Genomic DNA, 20,777 nt, shown 5'->3' on the forward strand with positions numbered 1-20,777 from the left:
AAGTGTTGGGAGTTTTCGATGACGCGTGCACCGGTTCCCCCGTTTGACGAGGCCAGTGCCCGGCAGAAGGTGCAGGCCGCCGAGGATGCCTGGAACACCAGGGAACCCGCTCAGGTCGCGGCGGCGTACACGCCGGATTCGGTGTGGCGCAACCGGTCCGAGTTCGTCACGGGGCGGGCGGAGATCGAGGAGTTCCTGACCCGCAAGTGGGAGCGGGAGCGGGACTACGCGTTGCGGAAGGACCTGTGGACCTTCGGCGGGGACCGGATCGCGGTGCGCTTCCAGTACGAGTGGCGGGACGCCGACGGGCAGTGGTGGCGCAGCTACGGCAACGAGAACTGGGAGTTCGACGAAGAGGGGTACATGCGGCGGCGGGAGGCCAGCATCAACGACGTGGCCATCGCCGAGGGGGAGCGGCGGATCTTCGGGCCGCGGCCGGAGAGCGAGCGCGGGCAGGGGATTCCGTTGCGCTGACGGCGTTCCGCCAGAGCCGGGCGGGCTGCGGGCGGGCGTGGTGACGGTGCGCCAAGGCGGGGCGGGCTGAAGCAGGGCGGCCTGGTGCTGGTGCGGCGGAGCGGGCCGGCCGGTGATCGGCCAGGCCGGTGCAGTGGGACAGGCGTGGTTTGCCGACGGGGCCGACCGGTGGGGTGGGCTGGTTGCCGACGGGTCTGACCGGTGGGGCTGGGCTGGTGCGCCGGTGGGGCGTCAGCTCAATTTGGTGGTGCGGCAGGCCAGGGCGGTGGCCGCCGCTCCCCAGCCCAGCAGGACCAGCACGGGTTGGGCGCCGGGCCAGGAGCCGGTGGCGGTCACCGTGTGCAGGCCGTCGGCCAGGGCGGCGGTGGGGAGGTAGGCGGCGATGTCGGCCCAGGCGCCGGGCAGCTGTGCCGTCGGCAGGGCCACGCCACCGCCCAGGAGCAGGGCGAACCAGATGATGTTGGCCAGGGCCAGCACGATGTCGGCGCGGAGGGCGCCGCCCAGCAGGACGCCCAGGGCGGCGAAGCTCAGGGCGCCCAGGATGACCAGCAGCAGGGCCGGGAGCAGGCCGGGCAGGGCGGGGCGCCAGCCGAGGGCGACGGCCACGACGGTGATCAGCACCAGCTGCACGGCGACCACGCCCAGGACGGCGAGGATCCGGCCCGCCAGCAGCATCCAGCGCGGGACGCCGGTGGCGGCCAGGCGTTTGACCACGCCGTAGCGGCGGTCGAAGCCCAGGGCGATGGCCTGGCCGGTGAAGGCGGAGGACATGACGGCCAGGGCGATGATCCTGGGGGCGATGACGTCCAGGCGGGGTTCGGGCAGCGGGAGGATCGGCAGCAGGGCCAGGCCCACCAGCAGCGCGATCGGGATGAGCAGGGTGAGCAGGACCTGTTCGCCGTGGCGCAGGTGCAGGCGCAGTTCGGTGCCGGCCTGGGCGGCCAGCATCCGCAGCGGGGCGCCCGGCTGGGGGTTGGGGCGGAAGGTGCCGGGGGCGAAGCGGATGGTGGCGGTCATGAGCGCAGGTCCCGTCCGGTCAGGTCGAGGAAGACGTCCTCCAGGCTGCGGCGGGCCACCGACAGCTCGTGCGCCAGCACCCCGTGTTGCGCGCACCACGAGGTCACCGTGGACACCACCTGCGGGTCGATGTGGCCCTCCACCAGGTAGTCGCCGGGGCGGGGTTCGCTGGTCCGGCAGCCCTCGGGCAGGGCCGCGGTCAGCAGTGCCAGGTTCAACCCCGGCAAGGAACGGAAACGCAGCTGCTGGTGGTCTGGTTCACCGCTGGTCAGTTCGGCGGGTGTGCCCTCGGCGACCAGCTTGCCGTGGTCGACGATGGCGACCCGGTCGGCCAGGCTTTCCGCCTCGTCCATCAGGTGGGTGGTCAGCAGCACGGTGACGCCGTCAGCGCGCAGGGCGCCGATGAGTTCCCAGACCAGGCGGCGGGCCTGGGGGTCCATGCCCGCGGTGGGCTCGTCCAGGAAGACCAGTTCGGGGCGGCCGACGATGGCGCAGGCCAGCGCGAGGCGCTGCTGCTGGCCGCCGGAGAGGCGCTTGAACGGGGTGCGGCGGGACTCGGCCAGGCCCAGCACGTCCAGCAGCCATTCCACGTCGAGGGGCTCGGCGGCGCAGGCGGCGACCAGGCGGAGCATCTCGTCGGCGCGGACCGACGGGTAGGCGCCGCCGCCCTGGGGCATCACGCCGATGCGCGGGCGCAGCCGGTCGGCTTCGGTGGCCGGGTCGAGGCCGAGTACCCGCACCGTGCCGGCGTCCGGGCGCAGGAAGCCCTCGCACAGTTCGACGGTGGTGGTCTTGCCCGCGCCGTTGGGGCCCAGCAGGGCCAGCACCTGGCCGCGCTGGACGGTCAGGTCGAGGCCGTCGACGGCGACCGTCGAGCCGTATCGCTTGACCAGCCCGGTGATCGCCACTGCTGGGTCGTCGAGATCCGGGCGCACGAGAGCCAAGGGTAGGCCGAGAGCGGGGTCACCCGGACGGCGGGCTTCAGAACAGGACACGCTTCTTGCCGTTGTTGGGTTCGGGCATGTGTTTGCGCACCGCCCAGACCAGCAGGGCGCACGCGATCAGGCCGGCCGCCACCGACAGCGGGATGACGTAGGCGCGACCCTCGTAGGTCATGCCGGGCGGCGGGTCGGGCACGGCGAGCACGATGCTGAGCACGATCGCGGCGGTGCGGAACCGGCGCGAGTTGGTCGCCGCAGCCAGGGGGATGGCGGCCCAGATCATGTACCAGGGGTGCACCACCGCGCCCAGCAGCAGCACGCAGCCCAGCGCGATGCCCAGCGCGGTGAGCGAGTTGCGGCCGGGCACCTTGGTGCGGAAGGCGATCCAGAGCAGCGCCACGCAGATCACCGCGATGATCACGTAGCCCAGGCCGCGGCCGATCAGGATGGCCGAGTCCATGTGGTTGCCGACGCCGAGCAGGATGCCGATGCCGCCGGCGGCCATGCCCAGCGCGGTGGTCGGGGACTTGAACGTCTTGACGATGTTGGGCACGTCCAGCGCGCCTATCCAGCCGAAGCCGATGCCGGTGACCAGTGTCAACGCCGCCAGGGTGAGCGCGAAGACGATCACCAGCTTGACCGTGACCCGGAGCAGGTCGCGGAGGTCCCCGCCCATCCGGCGGGCCAGCACCGCGCCCAGGAAGCCCAGCGCGAGCACGGCCGGCAGTTTGACCAGCGCCGCGGTGGTGATGATCACAGTGCCCAGGATGACCGAGCGGGACAGCGCCAGCTCGAAGCCGGCCAGCATCAGGCCGATCGCCAGCGCCTCGTTGTGCACCCCGCTGACCAGGTGGAACAGCACCAGCGGGTTGGCCGCGCCAAGCCAGAGCGCGGCCACCGGCGGCACCCCGAACCGGCGGGCCAGCCGGGGCAGCGCCCACACGATCATCGCGATGCCGGCCAGCGCGAGCAGCCGGTGCAACAGGATGCCGACCATCAGGTGGTCGCCGACCAGGGCCGCGATCCCGCGCCCGATGGCCAGTCCGACCTGCCCGTACGGCGAGGGCGTGTCCCGCCAGATGTTGGGCACGCCCCTGGTCAGCGGGTGGTCCACGCCGAGGGTCTCGGCGGGTCCCTGGGTGTAGGGGTCGAAGCCGCGGGCGGCCATCTCACCGATGGCCAGGTAGCTGTAGACGTCCCGGCTGAACATCGGCAGCGACAGGCTGAGCGGGACCAGCCACATCATCAGCGTGCGGTCCATCTGCGAGCGCGAGACCAGCCGCGGCCGCCCTGGGCTGGCGAAACGGCCCAGCCACAGCCAGGACACGATCAGCAGGCCCATGCCGGTGTAGACCGCGGCCATGGACACCGTGCCCACCCGGATGAACAGGTTGAGCACCGGGAAGTCCTGGAACGGGTTGACCACCGGGGAGGCGCCCGCGCCGATCGCGCCGACCGCCATCAGCAGCGAGCCGAGCGTGCCGAAGCGGCGCACCAGGTCGAGTTGCCGTTGCTCGGCCTCGTTCAGTCCGGCTGCCCTGCCGTTGCCGGAGCGGCCTAGTTCTGCCGGTCGCCCTTCCACCACAGATCCACTGACACCACTGCCTACCTCGCCGGACGCCACGTCAGGAAGGGTAGTGCGTAGGTGTGCGGGGTGAGTCGGGTCACCTCCCCGGACCCTGCCTTTGCCGCTCGCGAGTAAATAAGCAACACTTGTGTTGTGAAAAACACCGGGACCCCCCAGCGGTCCGCCGTAGAGGCGGAACGCGCTGATGGGCGTACCCGGCAGGTGGTCGCCCGGCTGCTGCTGGAGCAGGGGCCGATGACCGCCGCGAGCGTTGCCGAGGAACTCGGCCTCAGCCCGGCCGCGGTGCGCAGGCACCTGGACGCGCTGCTGGCCGACAAGGAAGTGAGCACCAGGGAGGCCTCCCGGCTCCAGCCGAGGGGACGAGGCCGCCCGGCCAAGCTTTTCCTGCTCACCGAGAGCGGCCGCGCCCAGTTCGGGCACGCCTACGACGACCTCGCCGTGGCCGCGTTGCGTTACCTCGCCGAATGCGGCGGGGAGGAGGCGGTGCGCGCCTTCGCCGAACGCCGGGTCGCCACACTGGTGGACCGGCACCGGGCAAGCGTGCTGTCCGTTTCCGACCCGGTGCAGCGGGCCGAGGCCCTCGCGCAGGCGCTGAGCAGCGAAGGCTACGCTGCCTCGACGCGGCGCGTCGGCCATGGTGAGCAGCTCTGCCAGCACCACTGCCCGGTCGCGCACGTCGCTGCCGAGTTCCCGCAGCTCTGCGAGGCCGAAACGACGGCATTCGCCGAGCTGCTCGGATCTCATGTGCAGCGCCTGGCGACCATCGCCAGGGGTGACGCGGTGTGCACCACGCACTTGCCGCTGATCCCCGTGGCGGTTTCCCAGAACGACCCGGTCCCGCCGACGGCGGGCACCACCACCACGCGTCCGGAACCGGCCGAGAAGCCGGCGCCGGGCCAGACCGCACGGATCCCGGACGGAGGGGAGCCCGCATGACTGCCGCTGCCGAGCAGCGTCCCACCACGGAGCCCATGACCCAGGAGGAGACGCTCGCCACCCTTGGTCGTTACGAGTACGGCTGGGCCGACTCGGACACGGCCGGCGAGACCGCTCGACGTGGCCTGAGCGAGGACGTCGTCCGCGACATCTCCGCGCGTAAGGGCGAGCCCGAGTGGATGCTGGAGTCCCGGCTCAAGGGCCTCAAGCTGTTCGAGCGCAAGCCGATGCCGCACTGGGGCGCCGACCTCACCGGGATCAACTTCGACTCGATCAAGTACTTCGTGCGCTCCACGGAGAAGCAGGCCACCAGCTGGGAGGACCTGCCCGAGGACATCAAGAACACCTACGACCGGCTGGGCATCCCGGAGGCGGAGAAGCAGCGCCTGGTCGCCGGTGTCGCCGCGCAGTACGAGTCCGAGGTCGTCTACCACCAGATCCGTGAGGACCTGGAGGAGCAGGGCGTCATCTTCCTGGACACCGACACCGCGCTCAAGGAACACCCTGAGCTGTTCCAGGAGTACTACGGCTCGGTGATCCCGCACGGGGACAACAAGTTCTCCGCGCTCAACGGCGCCGTGTGGTCGGGTGGCTCGTTCATCTACGTGCCCAAGGGCGTCAAGGTCGACATCCCGCTGCAGGCCTACTTCCGGATCAACACCGAGAACATGGGCCAGTTCGAGCGGACGCTGATCATCGTCGACGAGGGCGCCTACGTGCACTACGTCGAGGGCTGCACCGCCCCGATCTACTCCTCCGACTCGCTGCACTCCGCGGTCGTGGAGATCATCGTGAAGAAGGGCGGCCGCTGCCGCTACACGACCATCCAGAACTGGTCGAACAACGTCTACAACCTGGTCACCAAGCGCGCCAAGGCCGAAGAGGGCGCGACCATGGAGTGGATCGACGGCAACATCGGTTCCAAGGTCACCATGAAGTACCCGGCCGTCATGCTGATGGGCCCGCACGCCAAGGGCGAGGTGCTCTCCATCGCCTTCGCCGGCGAGGGCCAGCACCAGGACGCCGGCGCCAAGATGACCCACCTCGCCCCGTACACCTCCTCGACCATCGTGTCGAAGTCGGTGGCCCGTGGCGGCGGCCGCACCTCCTACCGCGGCCTGGTCCGGGTCAACAAGGGCGCGCACCACTCCGCCTCCACCGTGAAGTGCGACGCGCTGCTGGTCGACCAGATCAGCCGCTCGGACACCTACCCCTACGTCGACGTCCGCGAGGACGACGTGTCGATGGGGCACGAGGCCACGGTGTCCAAGGTCAGCGAGGACCAGCTTTTCTACCTGATGTCGCGCGGCCTGACCGAGGACGAGGCCATGGCGATGGTCGTGCGCGGGTTCGTCGAGCCCATCGCGCGCGAGCTGCCGATGGAGTACGCCCTCGAACTGAACCGCCTGATCGAGCTGCAGATGGAAGGGGCAGTCGGCTGATGACTGCGATTGTGGAAGGGGTGAAGCCGCACTCGCACGGCGCGGGCGCGGTTGTTCCGGACGCCTCCCGCGCGGAGTGGTTCTCCTCGTTCGACGTCACCGCGTTCGAGGTGCCCACCGGGCGCGAGGAACTGTGGCGGTTCACCCCGCTCAAGCGGTTGCGCAACCTGCACGACGGTTCGGCCCCGGCCAACGGGACCACCACGGTCGAGGTCAGCGCCGCGCCCGAGGTGAACGTGGAGACCATCGAGCGCGGGGACACCCGGCTCGGCGTGGCCGGCGTGCCGGCCGACCGGGTGGCCGCGCAGGCGTGGTGCGCCTACCCGTCGGCGACCCTGGTGACCTTCCCGAAGGACACCAAGGCCACCGCGGCGACCGTGGTGACGGTGACCGGCGCGGGTCTGGACAAGACCGCGTACGGGCACATCCAGCTGCGCGCCGAGGCTTTCGCCGAGGGCATCGTGGTGCTGGACTACCGCGGCTCCGGCTCCTACGCGGAGAACGTGGAGATCGTCGTCGGTGACGGCGCCAAGCTGACCGTGGTCTCGGTGCAGGACTGGGCCGACGACGCGGTGCACGTGGCCAGCCACCACGCCAAGCTCGGCCGGGACGCCGTGCTCCGGCACACCGCGGTCACCCTGGGCGGCGACCTGGTCCGGCTGTCCCCGACGGTGACCTACGACGGTCCCGGCGGCGACGCGGAGATGCTCGGCGTCTACTTCGCCGACGCGGGCCAGCACCTGGAGCACCGGCTCTTCGTCGACCACTCGGCCTCGCACTGCCGGTCCAACGTGGTCTACAAGGGCGCGCTGCAGGGCGAGGGCGCGCACACGGTGTGGATCGGCGATGTGCTGATCCGGGCCAGCGCGGAGGCGACCAACACCTACGAGCTGAACCGCAACCTGCTGCTCACCGACGGCGCCCGCGCCGACTCGGTGCCGAACCTGGAGATCGAGACCGGCGAGATCGAGGGCGCGGGTCACGCGTCCGCGACCGGCCGCTTCGACGACGAGCAGCTGTTCTACCTCCAGGCACGGGGCATCCCGGTCGAGCAGGCGCGGCGACTGGTGGTGCGCGGGTTCTTCAGCGAGATCCTCGCCAAGATCACCGTGCCCGAGGTCCGCGAGCGCCTTGAGGCCGCCATCGAGGCAGAACTCGAGGCGGTCGGCGCATGACCGAGTTCAGGGTGTGCCCGCTGGCCGAACTGGCCGAGGGCAAACCGCACGGCACCGAGGTGGACGGCACGCCGGTCGTGCTCGTCCGCCTCGGCGAGCGGGTGCACGCGCTGCGTGATGTCTGCTCGCACGCCGAGGTCACCCTGAGCGACGGTGGCGAGGTCAGTGACGGCGCCATCGAGTGCTGGCTGCACGGTGCGGGTTTCGACCTGTGCACCGGCGAGCCGCTGACCCCGCCGGCCAGCGACCCGATCGACGTGTACGCGGTGAGCGTGCGCGAGGGCGAGGTCTACGTGGACCCGGCCACCCCCACGAACCGCTGACTGCTTTCACCAGGAGAAACGAAAGACCATGGCTACTCTGGAGATCAAGGACCTGCACGCCGAGGTCGTCACCAATGAGGGGAACAAGGAGATCCTCAAGGGTGTCAACCTCACCGTGAAGGCCGGTGAGACCCACGCGATCATGGGGCCCAACGGCTCCGGCAAGTCCACCCTGGCCTACGCCATCGCCGGGCACCCCAAGTACGCGATCACCAGCGGCTCGGTGCTGCTCGACGGTGAGGACGTGCTGGAGCTGAGCGTGGACGAGCGCGCCCGCGCCGGGCTGTTCCTCGCCATGCAGTACCCGGTGGAGGTGCCGGGCGTGTCCATGTCCAACTTCCTCCGCACCGCGGCCACCGCGGTCCGTGGCGAGGCTCCGGCCGTGCGCCACTGGGTCAAGGAGGTCAAGGCGGCCATGACCGACCTGGACATCGACCCCACCTTCGCCGAGCGCTCGGTGAACGAGGGCTTCTCCGGCGGTGAGAAGAAGCGCCACGAGATCCTGCAGCTGGCGCTGCTCAAGCCGAAGATCGCGGTGCTGGACGAGACGGACTCCGGTCTGGACGTCGACGCGCTGCGCGTGGTGTCCGAGGGCGTCAACCGCTACAAGGCCGACGGCGAGGTGGGCGTGCTGCTGATCACCCACTACACCCGGATCCTCAAGCACATCAGCCCCGACTTCGTGCACGTCTTCGCCGGTGGCCGCATCGTCGAGTCCGGCGGCGCGGAGCTGGCCGAGCGCCTGGAGAACGAGGGCTACGTCCGCTACGCGGGCAAGCCGGAGGCCGCGGCCGTCTGAGGGAATTTCCCTTGATCGGCAACGGTTTCCCGTACTGAGAAGCACCCACCACCACATGCGGACAGCGAAAGGAGGCGGCTCCCTGTGACCACTGTTGCCGCACCTTTGGACGTCGCCGCCATCCGGGCCGACTTCCCCATCCTGGGCCGGACCGTGCGCGACGGCAAACGGCTGGTCTATCTCGACTCGGGAGCCACCTCCCAACGTCCGCGCCAGGTGCTGGACGCGGAACGGCATTTCCTGGAGACCAGCAACGCCGCCGTGCACCGCGGCGCGCACCAGCTGGCCGAGGAGGCCACCGACGCCTATGAGGAAGCGCGGGCCAAGATCGCCGCGTTCATCGGCGTCGGCGCGGACGAGGTGGTGTTCACCAAGAACGCCACCGAGGGCGTCAACCTGGTGGCCTACGCGATGAGCAACGCGGCCACCGCGGGCGAGCTGGCCTCCCGGTTCCAGGTGGGCCCCGGTCACGAGATCCTGGTGACCGAGATGGAACACCACGCGAACCTGGTGCCGTGGCAGGAACTCTGCCGCCGCACCGGCGCGACCCTGCGCTGGTTCGGGGTCACCCCGGACGGCAGGCTCGATCTGTCCAACGTGGACGAACTGATCAACGACAACACGAAGGTGGTGGCGTTCGCGCACCAGTCCAACGTGTTGGGCACGGTCAACCCGGTGCGGTCCATCGTGGACAAGGCGCGGGCGGTCGGCGCGTTCACCGTGCTGGACGCCTGTCAGTCGGTGCCGCACGCCCCGGTTGACTTCGAGGCGCTCGGAGTGGATTTCGCGGTCTTCTCCGGGCACAAGATGCTCGGGCCGTCCGGAGTGGGTGTGCTCTACGGACGGCACGAGCTTCTTTCCGCGATGCCCCCCTTCATCACCGGCGGCTCGATGATCGAGCTGGTCAAGATGGAGGGCTCCACCTACGCCCCGCCGCCGCAGCGGTTCGAGGCCGGGGTGCCGATGACCTCGCAGGTGATCGGGCTGGGCGCGGCGGTGGACTACCTCACCGAACTGGGCATGGACCGGGTGGCCGCGCACGAGCACCACCTCACCGAGCTGGCCCTGGCCGGACTCAAGGAGATCCCGGGCGTGCGGATCATCGGCCCGGATGTGCCGGTGGACCGCGGCGGCGCGGTGTCCTTCGTCATCGACGGCGTGCACGCGCACGACGCCGGGCAGGTGCTGGACAGTCTGGGCGTGGAGGTCCGCGTCGGGCACCACTGCGCGTGGCCGCTGCACCGCGCCCTGGGCGTGGCCGCGACGGTGCGCGCCAGTTTCTACGTCTACAACGAGCCCGCCGAGGTCCAGGCCCTGCTGGACGGGGTGCGCGAGGCCCAGCGGTTCTTCGGGGTGAGCTGATGAAACTGGAGCAGATGTACCAGGAGATCATCCTGGACCACTACAAGAACCCGCATCTGCGCGGCCTGCGGGATCCGTTCCAGGCCGAGGTGCACCACGTCAACCCGACCTGCGGGGACGAGGTGACGCTGCGCGTGCAGCTGGAGGGTGACGGGCGGGACGCCAAGATCGTCGACGTCTCCTACGACGCCCAGGGCTGCTCGATCAGCCAGGCCGCCACCTCGGTGCTGACCGACCTGGTCGTGGGCACCACGGTGGAGCAGGCGCTGACCACACACGAGGCGTTCCGCGAGCTGATGCAGGGCCGTGGCAAGGTGGAACCCGACGAGGACGTGCTGGAAGACGGCATCGCCTTCGCCGGTGTGGCCAAGTACCCGGCGCGCGTCAAGTGCGCGCTGCTGGGCTGGATGGCATTCAAGGACGCGGTGGCGCAGGTCGTCGGGGAAGGAGCCGGTGCGCGATGAGCACCGAAGAGCAGCAGGAAGTGCAGCGCGGGGTCGCCGGGATGCCGGAGTTGCCCGCCGAACCCAAGGTCGAGCTGGCCCTGGTCGCCGATGTCGAGGAGGCCATGCGTGACGTGGTCGACCCCGAACTGGGCATCAACGTGGTCGATTTGGGCCTGGTGTACGGCATCCACGTCGAAGAGGACAACGTCTGCATCCTGGACATGACGCTGACCTCCGCGGCCTGCCCGCTGACCGACGTTATCGAGGACCAGACCCGCGCCGTGCTGACCGGCCCCGGCCTGGTCGACGAGGTCCGGATCAACTGGGTCTGGATGCCGCCGTGGGGCCCGGACAAGATCACTGACGACGGTCGCGAGCAGCTCCGCGCGCTCGGCTTCACCGTCTGACACAGGCTTTCCGCAACCGCCCGGCACGGGGTCACCGTGCCGGGCGGTTTGTGTTGGGAGGATGAGCCCGGCCGTTCGGCCTGATGAATGAACGGGGTGGGGATGACACAGCGACTGCGCTGGCTGGGGATCGTAGTGGCGCCACTGGTGCTGACCGGGCTGCTCGCACCGCCGGCGGCGGCGGACGTGAGCACGGTGGCCAAGATCATTCAGGAGCCGGGGGAGTACGAGGCGCGGTTCCCGGACGTGCTGAAACTGCGGGACGGCAGGCTGATGGCGGTGTGGCACCGGGCCACCGCGCATGCTGGGTCGGTGGGCACCATCCAGCTGTCCTTCGGTAGCGCCGACGGCCGGAAGTGGAGCGAGAATCCCACCCCCGCGCTGGCCAACCCGGGCACCATGGCCGGGATCGACACCCGCGATCCCAAGCTGGGCATGATGCCGGACGGCAGCGTCCTGATGACCTTCTTCGTGCCGGGCGGCAAGGTCTACTACTCGGTGTGGAAGCCCGGCTGGACCCGGTTCACCGACCCGGTGCGGCTGACCGCGCCCGGCATCGATGTCGGGATCTACAGCCACGGCAGCCCGCTCGCGCTGGCCGACAGCGGCTCCCAGACCGACCAGGTGCTCATCCCGATCTACACCGTCGACAACGACCAGACCGGGTACAAGGGCGGCGCGCACTTCATCCGGGCCACCTACCGGCCCACCGGCGACCCCCGACTGGTGGTGAGTTCGGCGCACCAGATCATCGGCAACGCCAACCCGCCCGGCCGGAAGTACTTTGAGCCGAGCTTCGTGCAGTACGGCAACACGGTGGTCACCGTGGTGCGGTCCGAGCAGAACGGCGGCGGGTCACCGGCGATCGTGGTGCGCTGGAACCCGTACACCGCCACCCCGGCCTACGAGTACCAGAGCTTCAGCGATGTGCACGCCAACTCCCACCACCTGCTCAAGACCGCCAGTGGCAGGCTGCTCTTCACCTACGGCGACCGGGCCCGCACCGGGCGCCCCACCGTCGGCATGATGATCGGCAACCCCACCGCGGACTGGACCAAGGGCAAGGTGCTGCCGATCTATGACTCCGGCGCGCAGGACCAGGCCAACCCGTCCAGCGTGGAGATCGGCACCGGGACCTTCCTGACCCTGGCCTACAACGCCAAACCGAAGACGAGCGATCCGAAGTACGGCGGCACGCTCTGGGTCGTGCAGAGCCAGGCCGCCGACTACTAGAGCGGGCCGAACACCAGGGTGCCGGGGGCGTCGGCGTCGTCCCCGGCCCAGAACTCGTACCAGAGGTCGCTGAACTCCTCGTGGGACAGGCGGCCGTCGCCATCGGCGTCCAGCGCGGGGAAGATCGCGTCGGTGTCGGTGGGGCGGCCGTTCCAGACCTCGATGAGCTGCCGGTACTCCGCGGCGGAGATCAGCCCGTCCTGGTTCGCGTCAATGGCCTCGAACATCGCCGCCGCGGTGCCGGTGACCGCCTCCGGCATACCGGGCAGCTCATCGACCACCAGCAGCACCTCGTCCAGGGTGACTTTGTTGTCACGATCCAGGTCGGAGGCGGCGAGCAGGGTGGCCCACCAGCCGAGCATGATCTGCTCCAGCAACTGGTGATCACCCGGCCCACGCACCTGGATCCAGCGCGCGGCCAGCGCCGCGAAGTCGCTTTCCTCCAGGAACCCGTCGCCGTTGGCGTCCAGTGCCGCGAACACCCGGCTGACTTTGCGTCGTTGCAGGTCAGTGGCCATGGCAACCACGGTAGGTCGGCGACTGGGGGTGGGCCTATCGGCCATCCAGGTCAGCGCGCCACCGGACCGGGTCACCCCGGGTGCCGGGCCAGTGCCACGGACAGGAGCCGGTCCAGGGCGGCGTTGAACTCGGCCGGGCGCTCCAGGTTCGGCAGGTGCCCGGCGCCGTCGATGATCGTCAGGCTCGCGTCGAGGATGCCCTGCTGGATAGTGCGGGCGTCGCGGACCGGGGTGAACTCGTCCGCGCTGCCGACCACCACCAGCGTCGGCACGGTGATGGTGGGCAGCAGCGGCAGGTAGTCCGGGCGCTCGGCCCGGCCGCGCAGCGCGGCGGCCGCGCCCTCCGGTGGGGCGGCTTGCATCATCCGCAGCACGTGCGCGGCGACCTCCGGCTGTTCCTCGATCGTCCGCGGCGCCACCATTTTCGCCAGCACCTCGGTCGCGTAGCCGGCCATGCCCTCGCGCAGCAGCCGGTCGGCCTGGGCGTTGCGGTCGGCTTTGCCCTGCGCGGTCTCGGCCTCGGCGAAGGTGTCGGCCAGCAGCAACCCGCGGATCCGGTGCGGGAACTGGCGGTAGCACTCCAGCACGATCTGGCCGCCCATGGACAGGCCGCCGAGCACGAAACGCTCGACGCCGAGCCGGTCGAGCAGCTCGGCGAGGTCGGCGGCGAAGACGTCCAGGCCGGTCACGCCGGGCACGACCGGGCTCCGGCCGTAGCCACGCAGGTCCGGCGTGATCACCCGCAGGCCGCTCGCGGTGAGGTGCTCGACTTGCGGGCGCCACATCGAGCGGTCGAACGGGTGGCCGTGCACGAGCACTACCGGCTCGCCGGCGCCCTGGTCGTCGAAACTGAGTTCCATGTCGTTCTCCCTGGTCACGGTTGACGACTCGACGCTAAGCGGTGCACTATCCCGGTGCAATGAAAACAATGTGCTCGGAGCAATGATGCGCGACTACCGAGTGATCGCGGACCGGATCGCGGCCGAGATCGCCGCCGGGCGGTTGCGGCCGGGGGACCGGCTGCCACCACAACGCCAGTTCGCCCGCCGCCGCGGCATCGCCGGGTCCACCGCGGCCCGGGTGTACAGCGAGCTGGTGCGGCGCGGCCTGGTCGTCGGCGAGGTCGGCCGCGGCACCTTCGTACGGGCCGCCGAACCCGCGCCGACCCTCGCGCTGGCCGAACCCGCCGCCGCACCGGTCGACCTGGAGCTGAACTTCCCGGTCCTGCCCGGCCAGCCCGAGCAACTCGCCGCCGCGCTGGCCGGCCTGACCCGCCCCGACGTGTTCGCCGCCGCCCTGCGCCCGCTCGGCGTGACCGGCGATCCGGACTTGCGGGCCGCCGCCGCGATCGCCCTGCGGCGCGGCGACTGGACCCCCGAGCCCGGCCGGATCCTGTTCTCCGGCAACGGAAGACAGGGCCTGGCCGCCGCGATCTCCGCCCTGGTGCCCACCGGCGGACGGCTCGGCGTGGAGGCGCTGACCTACCCGGTGATCAAGGGCATCGCGGCCCGGCTCGGCGTCACCCTGGTGCCGCTGCCGATGGACGAGCACGGCGTGCTGCCCGCCGCACTGGACACCGTGCCCGCGGCCTACCTCCAGCCCACCCTGCACAACCCGCTCGGCGTCACCATGCCGGAACAGCGCCGGGTCGAGGTGGCCGAAGCCTTGCGCCGCAACGACATCCCGCTCATCGAGGACGGCGTCTACGGTTTCCTGCGGCCGGAACTGCCGCCGCTGGCCGCGCTCGCCCCGGAACGCACCGTGCTGGTGGACAGCCTGTCCAAACGCCTGGCCCCCGGCCTGACCCTGGGTTTCGTCGTGTCCGCACCGGAATCTACCGATCGGTTGGCAGCCGCGCTGCGCTCGGGCGCGTGGGCGGCGCCCGCCTTCGCCATGGCCGCGGCCCGGCACTGGCTCACCGACGGCACCGCCAGCGCGATCGAGTCCGCCAAACGCGCCGACGCCACCGCCCGGCAAACCCTTGCCGCCCAACACCTCGCCGGGTTCACCCGGCGCGCCGACCCCGCCGCGTACCACTGCTGGTGGGAACTGCCCGCGCCGTGGCGGGCGGAGACCTTCGTCGCCGCCGCGGCCCGCCGGGGCATCGCGGTCACCCCCGCCGCCGCGTTCGCCGTGGTGCCCGGCCACGCCCCGAACGCCGTCCGCCTCGCCCTGTCCGCGCCACCGCTGGGCACCCTGGCCGCGGCGTTGCGAGTGCTGGCCGAGCTGGCCCGCGGTGTGCCCGAGGACACCACAATGGACTGATCATCGGGCCGCTGTCCGCGCGCACGAACGGAATCCGGACATTAGGGTCGCAGGTGTGAACCCGCCGACCGACACCGCCCCGGACACCTCGGCCGCGTTGCCCAGGTGGAGTCTGCTCGTCCCGCCACTGGCCCTGGTGCTGCTGGTCGCCTCCTGGGGCCGCGGCCTCAACGCGGTGCTGCTGATACTCGTCTGCGCCGGCCTGGCCGGTGGCGTGATCGCCGCGGTGCACCACGCCGAGGTGGTCGCGCACCGCGTCGGCGAACCCTTCGGCACCCTGATCCTGGCCATCGCCGTCACCGTGATCGAAGTGGCCCTGATCGTCACCCTGATGTCCTCCGGCGGCCCCGACAGCGCCTCCCTGGCCCGCGACACCGTCTTCGCCGCCATCATGATCACCTGCAACGGCATCGTCGGCGTCGCCCTGCTGGCCGGTTCACTGCGCCACCGCGTCCAGGAATTCCGCGCCCACGCCTCCGGCGGCGCCCTGGCCGTCACCCTGGCCCTGGTCACGGTGAGCCTGGTCCTGCCCACCTTCACCATCAGTTCCGCGGGCCCCACCTTCACCGGCCCGCAACTGGCCTTCGCCGGCGTCGCCTCGCTGGTGATGTACGCGGTCTTCGTCTTCGTCCAGACCAAACGCCACCGCGACTACTTCCTGCCCAAGGGCGACTGCACCCCCGACGACCACGCCCCCGCCCCCACCGCCCGCACCGCCTGGCTAAGCCTCGCCCTGCTGGTGATCTGCCTGGTCAGCGTCGTCGGCCTGGCCAAAACAGTCTCCCCAGCCCTGGAATCCGCGGTGGAGGCCGCCGGCGCCCCAAGATCGCTGGTGGGCCTGCTGATCGCACTGCTGGTCCTGCTCCCGGAAACCGTCGCCGCCGTCCGGGCCGCCCTCCGCGACCGCCTCCAGACAAGCCTCAACCTGGCACTGGGTTCGGCCCTGGCCAGCATCGGGCTGACCATCCCGGCGATCGCGGTGGCCTCGATCTGGCTGACGGGGCCGTTGGTGCTGGGGCTGGGAGCGAAGGAGATGGTGTTGCTCGCGCTGACCGGGGTGGTCGGGACGCTGACGATCGTGTCGGGGCGGGCGACGGTGTTGCAGGGGGCGGTGCACTTGATGGTGTTCAGCGCGTTTGTGTTTTTGGCTGTGACGCCGTGAGCTGGGATGATGTGGTTGGCGTTGGATGAGGATCACCCGGTTGGGGGAGATGATCCAGACGGCGAGGCAACCTAAACGCGGGTTTCTGCGTTCCGCAGAGGGACGGTGGCGGCGGCGGATCCCGTCAGGGCGGGTTGCGGGCGGGCGTTGGGGTTGGGGCCCGGCCGCTTGGCCCGGCCCCTTGGGCTGAACTGGGCCGGGGCCGGTGGGGGCCGGGTGGGCCGGGCTGGGGCGGGTGGACCGGGCTGGGCCGGGTGGGCTGAGCTGGGCAGGCTCGGCCAGGGGGCGGAGCGCTTGGTGCGTTGAGGCGTTCGGCAAGCGTTGAGCGCGGGGCCGGTTGTGCGCGAGGCCCCGGCGGGGCGTGCGCCCGACGCAGGCGGGGCGTGTGTGCGGACGCAGGCAGGGGCGGCTCGGGCTGCGGCGAGGCGAGGGGCGGCGAGGGACGGCGAGGCGGGGCTGGCTCGGCGCAGCGGGAGGCTAGTCGGGTCTCGGCGGTGCGGTGCGCGGAGGCAGGGGCGCGTCACGGCGTCGCGGGGCTGGGGCGGCTGGGGCGGGGTGTTGGTCAGCAGGGGCCGCGGTAGGTGGTGATGGTGTTTCGGGCCGTGGTGATTTCTCGGGTTTCCAGGGGAGAGATTGCTTGCCGGGCGGGGATGTTGTTGGTCAGGGCGGTTTTGGCGGCGCCGGCGGCGTAGGCGAGTTGGCGGAGGTTGGTGTCGATCTCCTTGGAGGTTTTGTTCAGCAGGGCGATGCTGAAGTGGGCGATGTTGTCGACCGCCTGGGCAATCCGGGTGCGTTCCTGCGGGGTTTCGCCGTCGAGTAGGGCGGCGGTGGCGAGGGTGAAGGTTGGGCCTGCGACGGCGGTCAGGGCGTCGAGGTTGGTGCAGAGGTCTGGGCGGCCTTGGGGGTTGGGGGCGGTGGGGGGCTTGGTTGCGGTTGCCGTTGTGGGTGGGGATGGCGGGGGTGGTGGGGCGGGTGGGGTGGTGGTGCAGGCGGTGGTGGTCAGGACGGTGAGCAGGGCTGCGGTGGCCTTCAGCGTGGTGGTGGATTTCAGGCTGGCGGCAGCGGCAGCGGCAGCGGCAGCGGCAGCGGGGGCAGGAGCGGGGGCAGGAGCGGGAGCGGGGGTTGGGGTGGAGGGTGTGGAGAGCCCGGGTGGGTGGGGCATGGGCGGGAAGGTAGTCGGGTTTGGGGGGATCAGTCCCGGGGTGTCCGGGTTGGGTGTCTCGCGGGTCACTCTGGGGGCACCTTGATCGGGGTGGGGCGTCTTTCTTGGTGTACAGCGCGTTCTACCAAGGGAGATCGCCATGATTCAGAACCTTCGGCGGGGTCTTGCCGTCGTTGCCGTGCTCGCGGCCACCGCCACTGGCGGGGCGTTGTGGGCTGGGTACGCTGTGGCCAATCCGACTGATCAGCCTTGCCGGGCGGGGCAGCTCGACGCGACTTTGGTCGCCGGGTCGCCTGGGGCGGGGCAGCGGTATGCCTCCGTTCAGTTCACCGCGAAGCGGGGGACTGCCTGCAAGTTGGCCGGTGCGTTGCCGGTGACGTTGCAGGGGGCTCCTGGGGTGACTGTGGTCGCGGACAACACCGGGGCGCCGCCGGTGTATCTCGCGGGAGGTAAGTCGGCGCATATTGTGTTGCACTGGACCGGGATTGGGGCGCCGGAGCAGCAGCAGACTCCGGGCAGTGTCACCGTTGGGCTGCCTGGGCATGGCTCCGGGGCGAGCACACTGCGCTGGGACCAGGGGGCGGTGGACGCGTTCTCGGAGGCGCACACCTTGTCCGTCGGGGCGGTTCTTCCGGGGCCCGCGGAGTACTGATTTTCGCTGCTGGCCGGGTCCCTGCCCCGGTCAGAGCATCAGCAGGACGAGGGCCAGGATTGAGCCTGCGGTGGCTGTCGCGAAGCGGGTGACAACCACAGTGGGGAACCAGGTGGGGTAGGTTTTCCTTGCTGCTGTTACGAAAGCGGCCACGTTCAGGTCGTGGGTGGCTGGGTCGGCTGACTTGCGGAAGGCCGCTTCGACGTAGCGAGTGGTGAAGACCTCGCCGGGCATGATGACCAGGCCCAGGACCAGCATGATCGGCTGAGCGATCCAGGTCAGCGGGCGGGCCAGGTCGGGGGCGGTCAGGGTGAGGGCGCCCAGGGCCGCGAAGCACAGGGCGATGGTCAGGGCGAGGACGACGCTGGTCCTGGTCGCGCCGAAGTTGATGCCGTGCTGGGCGAGTAAGCCGGCTGGAAACCCTTGGTGGGTCACGTTTTTCTCGGCGGCTCGCTGGGCGGCGGCGCCGTGGCGGGCGCCGACATAGGGGATGAGCACGAACGTCGCGGCCAGGACGACTTGCACGGCCGCGATGGTGATCTGGGTGGTCGTGGACACGGGGGCTCCTTCGGTGGACTTGCACTTTGTTCAAGCGGGACCGTAGTGGATGGGTTGAACTAAGTGCAAGTGGGGTTTGTGGGGTGGTCGCTGGATGATCGGAATACTGGGGATTGGGTGGGGGGTTGTGTGGTCAGGTGCTTTGACAGGCAGAGCGCGGTGGATGGAGAGGACCGGTGGCATGCCACTGACCGGCGAGTACGAGCCCAGCCCGACCGAATGGGTGCGCAACCAGGTGGAGCTGTTCGAAAGCTCGGATGGCGCGCGGGGCAATACGGTGCTGGACGATCGGCCCGTGGTCGTGCTGACCACCAAGGGCGGCAAATCCGGCAAGCTGCGCAAGTCCCCGGTGATGCGGGTGGAGCACGACGGGGTCTACGCCGCGGTCGCCTCGCTCGGCGGCGCGCCCAAGCATCCGGTCTGGTACTTCAACCTCAAGTCCACGCCGCTGGTGGAACTCCAGGACGGCGCGGAGCGCAAGGACTACCTGGCGCGGGAGATCACCGGCGAGGAGAAGGCGGTGTGGTGGGAGCGTGCGGTCGCCGCCTTCCCGAACTACGCCGAGTACCAGACGAAGACCGACCGGGTGATCCCGGTGTTCCTGCTGGAGCCGGTGCAGGGCTCCTGAGTAGGTAACTGGACCGAGCGTTCTGGAATCTGTTAGGGTCTGGTCCATGGGCAGGACCAAGGAGTTCGATCCGGACGTGGCGCTGCGGGCCGCGATGGAACTGTTCTGGCGGCAGGGCTACGAGACCACCTCCATGCAGGACCTCGTCGACCACCTCGGCGTCAACCGGGCCAGCATCTACGCCACCTTCGGCGGCAAGCACGAGCTGTACCTGCGTGCGCTGGACCACTACGCCGAACTGACCGACGTGCTGATCCTCAGTGGACTGTCCAAGGCCGGTCCGGTACTGCCCGAGGTACGTGCGCTGGTCCGCCGCTACGTGCGGGAATCCTTGCAGGACGAGGAAAGACGCGGCTGCCTGGTCACCAATACGGTGGTGGAGTTGCTCCCCGCCGACGCGGTGGCCGGGCGCCGCGTCGAACTCAGCCTCGACGCGCTGGAAACGGTGCTCGCCAGCGCGCTGACCCGCGCGCAGGCCCAGGGCGAACTGCCCGAAGACCGGGATCCGCGGGCGCTGGCCCGGTTCCTGGTGACCTTCCTGCAGGGTGTCCGGGTGATCGCCAAGACGCCGGATCCGCGCCGGCTGCTGGATGCCGAGCGGCAGGCGTTGTCCCTGCTCGACTGACTCGACCGCGCCCTCCCTGGGGGTGGCGCGGTTGTTTTGTGCCCTTTTATTGGAATGCTTGTTCTGGAAAATGGAGACTGTTGTGACCGATCAGCACACCGACGCCGCCCTCGCCGCCACGCTGCCGGGGGACTTCCGCAGCGAGCACGCCGAGGTCAACGGCACCCGCCTGCACTACGTCATCGGCGGCACCGGCAGCCCGCTGGTGCTGCTGCCCGGCTGGCCGCAGACCTGGTGGCAGTTCCGCAAGATCATGCCCACGCTCGCCGAACACCACCGGGTCATCGCGGTCGACCTGCGCGGCATGGGCGGCTCGGCCAAGCCCGCGGCGGGCTACGACAAGAAGACCATGGCCAAGGACATCCACGAACTGCTCCGGCACCTGGGCATCGAGCAGGCCGATGTGGCCGGGCACGACATCGGCGCCATGGTCGCGCACAGCTTCGCCGCCAACCACCCCGGGACCGCCCGCCGGATCGCGCTCATCGACGTCCCGCACCCCGACGACAGCCTCAACGAGATCCCCATGCTGCCGCCGCACCCCGACCGCGTGCACCCCTGGTGGTTTGCCTTCAACCACCTTCATGGCCTGCCCGAACAGCTCGTGGCCGGCCGCTCCCGGCACCTCATCGACTGGCTCTACCGGGCGATGCTGCTGGACCAGAGCAAGATCGACGAACACGCCCGCACCGTCTACGCCCGCGCCTACGACCAGCCGGAGGCCATCCGGGCGGGCAACGGCTGGTACCAGACCTGGCGGCAGGACATCGAGGACAACCGCGGCTACGCCAAGCTGGACACACCGGTGCTCGGCGTCGGCGGCGACCAGGGCTACCACTACGCCACCGCCCGCGCGCTGCCCCAGCAGGCCAACGACTACGAGCTGGTGGAGATCCCGGACAGCGGGCACTACGTGGCCGAGGAACAGCCCGAAGCGCTCATCGCCGAACTGCGCCGGTTCTTCGCCGCGGCCAAGGCCACCTGAGTAGCTCCGCGCGGGTCCCGCCCGGTAGCCGACTACCGGGCGGAACCCGCCGGGCCGCACGGATTCAGCCAGGGGTGAA

General features: G+C 70.3%; 23 protein-coding genes. 16 read left to right on the forward strand and 7 right to left on the reverse strand.

Annotated features, from left to right (window positions below; all coding sequences use genetic code 11):
• Window positions 1-18 precede the first annotated feature (18 nt).
• Window positions 19-474: a nuclear transport factor 2 family protein gene (locus MZC64_RS32775; protein ID WP_247763435.1), complete on the forward strand. Its 456-nt coding sequence runs from the start codon at window positions 19-21 to the stop codon at window positions 472-474.
• Between the two features lie 231 nt (window positions 475-705).
• Here MZC64_RS32775 and MZC64_RS32780 read toward each other — a convergent pair whose 3' ends face one another.
• From MZC64_RS32780 to mptB, 3 genes are read right to left on the reverse strand one after another with little or no spacing between them, the layout of a single operon-like run.
• Window positions 706-1,491 carry an ABC transporter permease gene (locus tag MZC64_RS32780; protein ID WP_247763436.1) on the reverse strand — a complete coding sequence of 262 codons (786 nt, stop codon included), beginning with the start codon at window positions 1,489-1,491 and terminating at the stop codon, window positions 706-708.
• Complete coding sequence (locus tag MZC64_RS32785; protein ID WP_247763437.1) at window positions 1,488-2,426, reverse strand: ABC transporter ATP-binding protein; 939 nt, start codon at window positions 2,424-2,426, stop codon at window positions 1,488-1,490. The genes MZC64_RS32780 and MZC64_RS32785 overlap by 4 nt, the downstream gene beginning before the upstream one ends.
• Before the next feature lie 46 nt (window positions 2,427-2,472).
• Window positions 2,473-4,014 carry a polyprenol phosphomannose-dependent alpha 1,6 mannosyltransferase MptB gene (gene mptB / locus MZC64_RS32790; RefSeq protein WP_247763438.1) on the reverse strand — a complete coding sequence of 514 codons (1,542 nt, stop codon included), beginning with the start codon at window positions 4,012-4,014 and terminating at the stop codon, window positions 2,473-2,475.
• Between the two features lie 138 nt (window positions 4,015-4,152).
• Here mptB and MZC64_RS32795 point away from each other — a divergent pair, with 138 nt between their 5' ends.
• The 9 genes from MZC64_RS32795 to MZC64_RS32835 all read left to right on the forward strand — a co-directional run bounded on the left by MZC64_RS32795 (window position 4,153) and on the right by MZC64_RS32835 (window position 12,143).
• Window positions 4,153-4,956 carry a metalloregulator ArsR/SmtB family transcription factor gene (locus MZC64_RS32795; protein WP_247763439.1) on the forward strand — a complete coding sequence of 268 codons (804 nt, stop codon included), beginning with the start codon at window positions 4,153-4,155 and terminating at the stop codon, window positions 4,954-4,956.
• Window positions 4,953-6,398: a Fe-S cluster assembly protein SufB gene (gene sufB / locus MZC64_RS32800; RefSeq protein ID WP_247763440.1), complete on the forward strand. Its 1,446-nt coding sequence runs from the start codon at window positions 4,953-4,955 to the stop codon at window positions 6,396-6,398. Before MZC64_RS32795 ends, sufB begins: the two co-directional genes overlap by 4 nt.
• Entirely contained in the window at window positions 6,398-7,573 is a 1,176-nt protein-coding gene (gene sufD, locus MZC64_RS32805; protein WP_247763441.1) for a Fe-S cluster assembly protein SufD, read from the forward strand. Before sufB ends, sufD begins: the two co-directional genes overlap by 1 nt.
• Window positions 7,570-7,896 carry a non-heme iron oxygenase ferredoxin subunit gene (locus tag MZC64_RS32810; protein ID WP_247763442.1) on the forward strand — a complete coding sequence of 109 codons (327 nt, stop codon included), beginning with the start codon at window positions 7,570-7,572 and terminating at the stop codon, window positions 7,894-7,896. The genes sufD and MZC64_RS32810 overlap by 4 nt, the downstream gene beginning before the upstream one ends.
• Window positions 7,897-7,924: 28 nt before the next feature.
• Window positions 7,925-8,695 carry a Fe-S cluster assembly ATPase SufC gene (gene sufC / locus MZC64_RS32815; RefSeq protein WP_247763443.1) on the forward strand — a complete coding sequence of 257 codons (771 nt, stop codon included), beginning with the start codon at window positions 7,925-7,927 and terminating at the stop codon, window positions 8,693-8,695.
• Between the two features lie 84 nt (window positions 8,696-8,779).
• A complete protein-coding gene (locus MZC64_RS32820; protein ID WP_247763444.1) occupies window positions 8,780-10,057 on the forward strand; it encodes a cysteine desulfurase in 1,278 nt (425 codons plus the stop codon).
• Window positions 10,057-10,521, forward strand: coding sequence for a Fe-S cluster assembly sulfur transfer protein SufU (gene sufU, locus MZC64_RS32825; RefSeq protein ID WP_247763445.1), 465 nt, complete (start codon window positions 10,057-10,059; stop codon window positions 10,519-10,521). Before MZC64_RS32820 ends, sufU begins: the two co-directional genes overlap by 1 nt.
• Entirely contained in the window at window positions 10,518-10,910 is a 393-nt protein-coding gene (locus MZC64_RS32830; RefSeq protein WP_185003651.1) for a metal-sulfur cluster assembly factor, read from the forward strand. Before sufU ends, MZC64_RS32830 begins: the two co-directional genes overlap by 4 nt.
• Window positions 10,911-11,012: 102 nt before the next feature.
• Window positions 11,013-12,143 carry a hypothetical protein gene (locus MZC64_RS32835; RefSeq protein WP_247763446.1) on the forward strand — a complete coding sequence of 377 codons (1,131 nt, stop codon included), beginning with the start codon at window positions 11,013-11,015 and terminating at the stop codon, window positions 12,141-12,143.
• On the opposite strand, the gene MZC64_RS32840 is transcribed toward MZC64_RS32835, so the two are convergent.
• Both MZC64_RS32840 and MZC64_RS32845 read right to left on the reverse strand, forming a co-directional pair.
• On the reverse strand, window positions 12,140-12,661 hold the full coding sequence (locus tag MZC64_RS32840) for an EF-hand domain-containing protein (RefSeq protein ID WP_247763447.1): 522 nt from the start codon (window positions 12,659-12,661) through the stop codon (window positions 12,140-12,142). The two genes, MZC64_RS32835 and MZC64_RS32840, sit on opposite strands and share 4 nt — an antisense overlap.
• Window positions 12,662-12,732: 71 nt before the next feature.
• Complete coding sequence (locus tag MZC64_RS32845; RefSeq protein ID WP_247763448.1) at window positions 12,733-13,521, reverse strand: alpha/beta fold hydrolase; 789 nt, start codon at window positions 13,519-13,521, stop codon at window positions 12,733-12,735.
• Between the two features lie 85 nt (window positions 13,522-13,606).
• On the opposite strand from MZC64_RS32845, the gene MZC64_RS32850 reads away from it, so the two are divergent.
• Window positions 13,607-14,926, forward strand: coding sequence for a PLP-dependent aminotransferase family protein (locus MZC64_RS32850; protein ID WP_247763449.1), 1,320 nt, complete (start codon window positions 13,607-13,609; stop codon window positions 14,924-14,926).
• 55 nt (window positions 14,927-14,981) lie between these two features.
• Window positions 14,982-16,088: an ionic transporter y4hA gene (locus tag MZC64_RS32855; RefSeq protein ID WP_247763450.1), complete on the forward strand. Its 1,107-nt coding sequence runs from the start codon at window positions 14,982-14,984 to the stop codon at window positions 16,086-16,088.
• A gap of 562 nt (window positions 16,089-16,650) precedes the next feature.
• Here the strand turns inward: MZC64_RS32855 and MZC64_RS32860 are convergent.
• The gene (locus MZC64_RS32860) at window positions 16,651-17,250 is read right to left on the reverse strand and encodes a hypothetical protein (protein ID WP_247763451.1); all 600 of its coding nucleotides are present in this window, start codon (window positions 17,248-17,250) and stop codon (window positions 16,651-16,653) included.
• A 139-nt stretch (window positions 17,251-17,389) separates the two neighbouring features.
• Here MZC64_RS32860 and MZC64_RS49190 point away from each other — a divergent pair, with 139 nt between their 5' ends.
• Entirely contained in the window at window positions 17,390-17,902 is a 513-nt protein-coding gene (locus MZC64_RS49190; protein ID WP_374205814.1) for a DUF4232 domain-containing protein, read from the forward strand.
• 30 nt (window positions 17,903-17,932) lie between these two features.
• On the opposite strand, the gene MZC64_RS32865 is transcribed toward MZC64_RS49190, so the two are convergent.
• On the reverse strand, window positions 17,933-18,460 hold the full coding sequence (locus MZC64_RS32865) for a hypothetical protein (protein ID WP_247763452.1): 528 nt from the start codon (window positions 18,458-18,460) through the stop codon (window positions 17,933-17,935).
• Between the two features lie 181 nt (window positions 18,461-18,641).
• Here MZC64_RS32865 and MZC64_RS32870 point away from each other — a divergent pair, with 181 nt between their 5' ends.
• From MZC64_RS32870 to MZC64_RS32880, 3 genes are all read left to right on the forward strand, one after another.
• Window positions 18,642-19,088: a nitroreductase family deazaflavin-dependent oxidoreductase gene (locus MZC64_RS32870; protein ID WP_247763453.1), complete on the forward strand. Its 447-nt coding sequence runs from the start codon at window positions 18,642-18,644 to the stop codon at window positions 19,086-19,088.
• A 46-nt stretch (window positions 19,089-19,134) separates the two neighbouring features.
• Window positions 19,135-19,713, forward strand: coding sequence for a TetR/AcrR family transcriptional regulator (locus MZC64_RS32875; RefSeq protein ID WP_247763454.1), 579 nt, complete (start codon window positions 19,135-19,137; stop codon window positions 19,711-19,713).
• Window positions 19,714-19,795: 82 nt separating this feature from the next.
• Window positions 19,796-20,698 carry an alpha/beta fold hydrolase gene (locus MZC64_RS32880; protein ID WP_247763455.1) on the forward strand — a complete coding sequence of 301 codons (903 nt, stop codon included), beginning with the start codon at window positions 19,796-19,798 and terminating at the stop codon, window positions 20,696-20,698.
• Window positions 20,699-20,777: the final 79 nt, after the last annotated feature.

The organism is Crossiella sp. S99.2 (assembly GCF_023094165.1).
GTDB lineage: Bacteria > Actinomycetota > Actinomycetes > Mycobacteriales > Pseudonocardiaceae > Crossiella.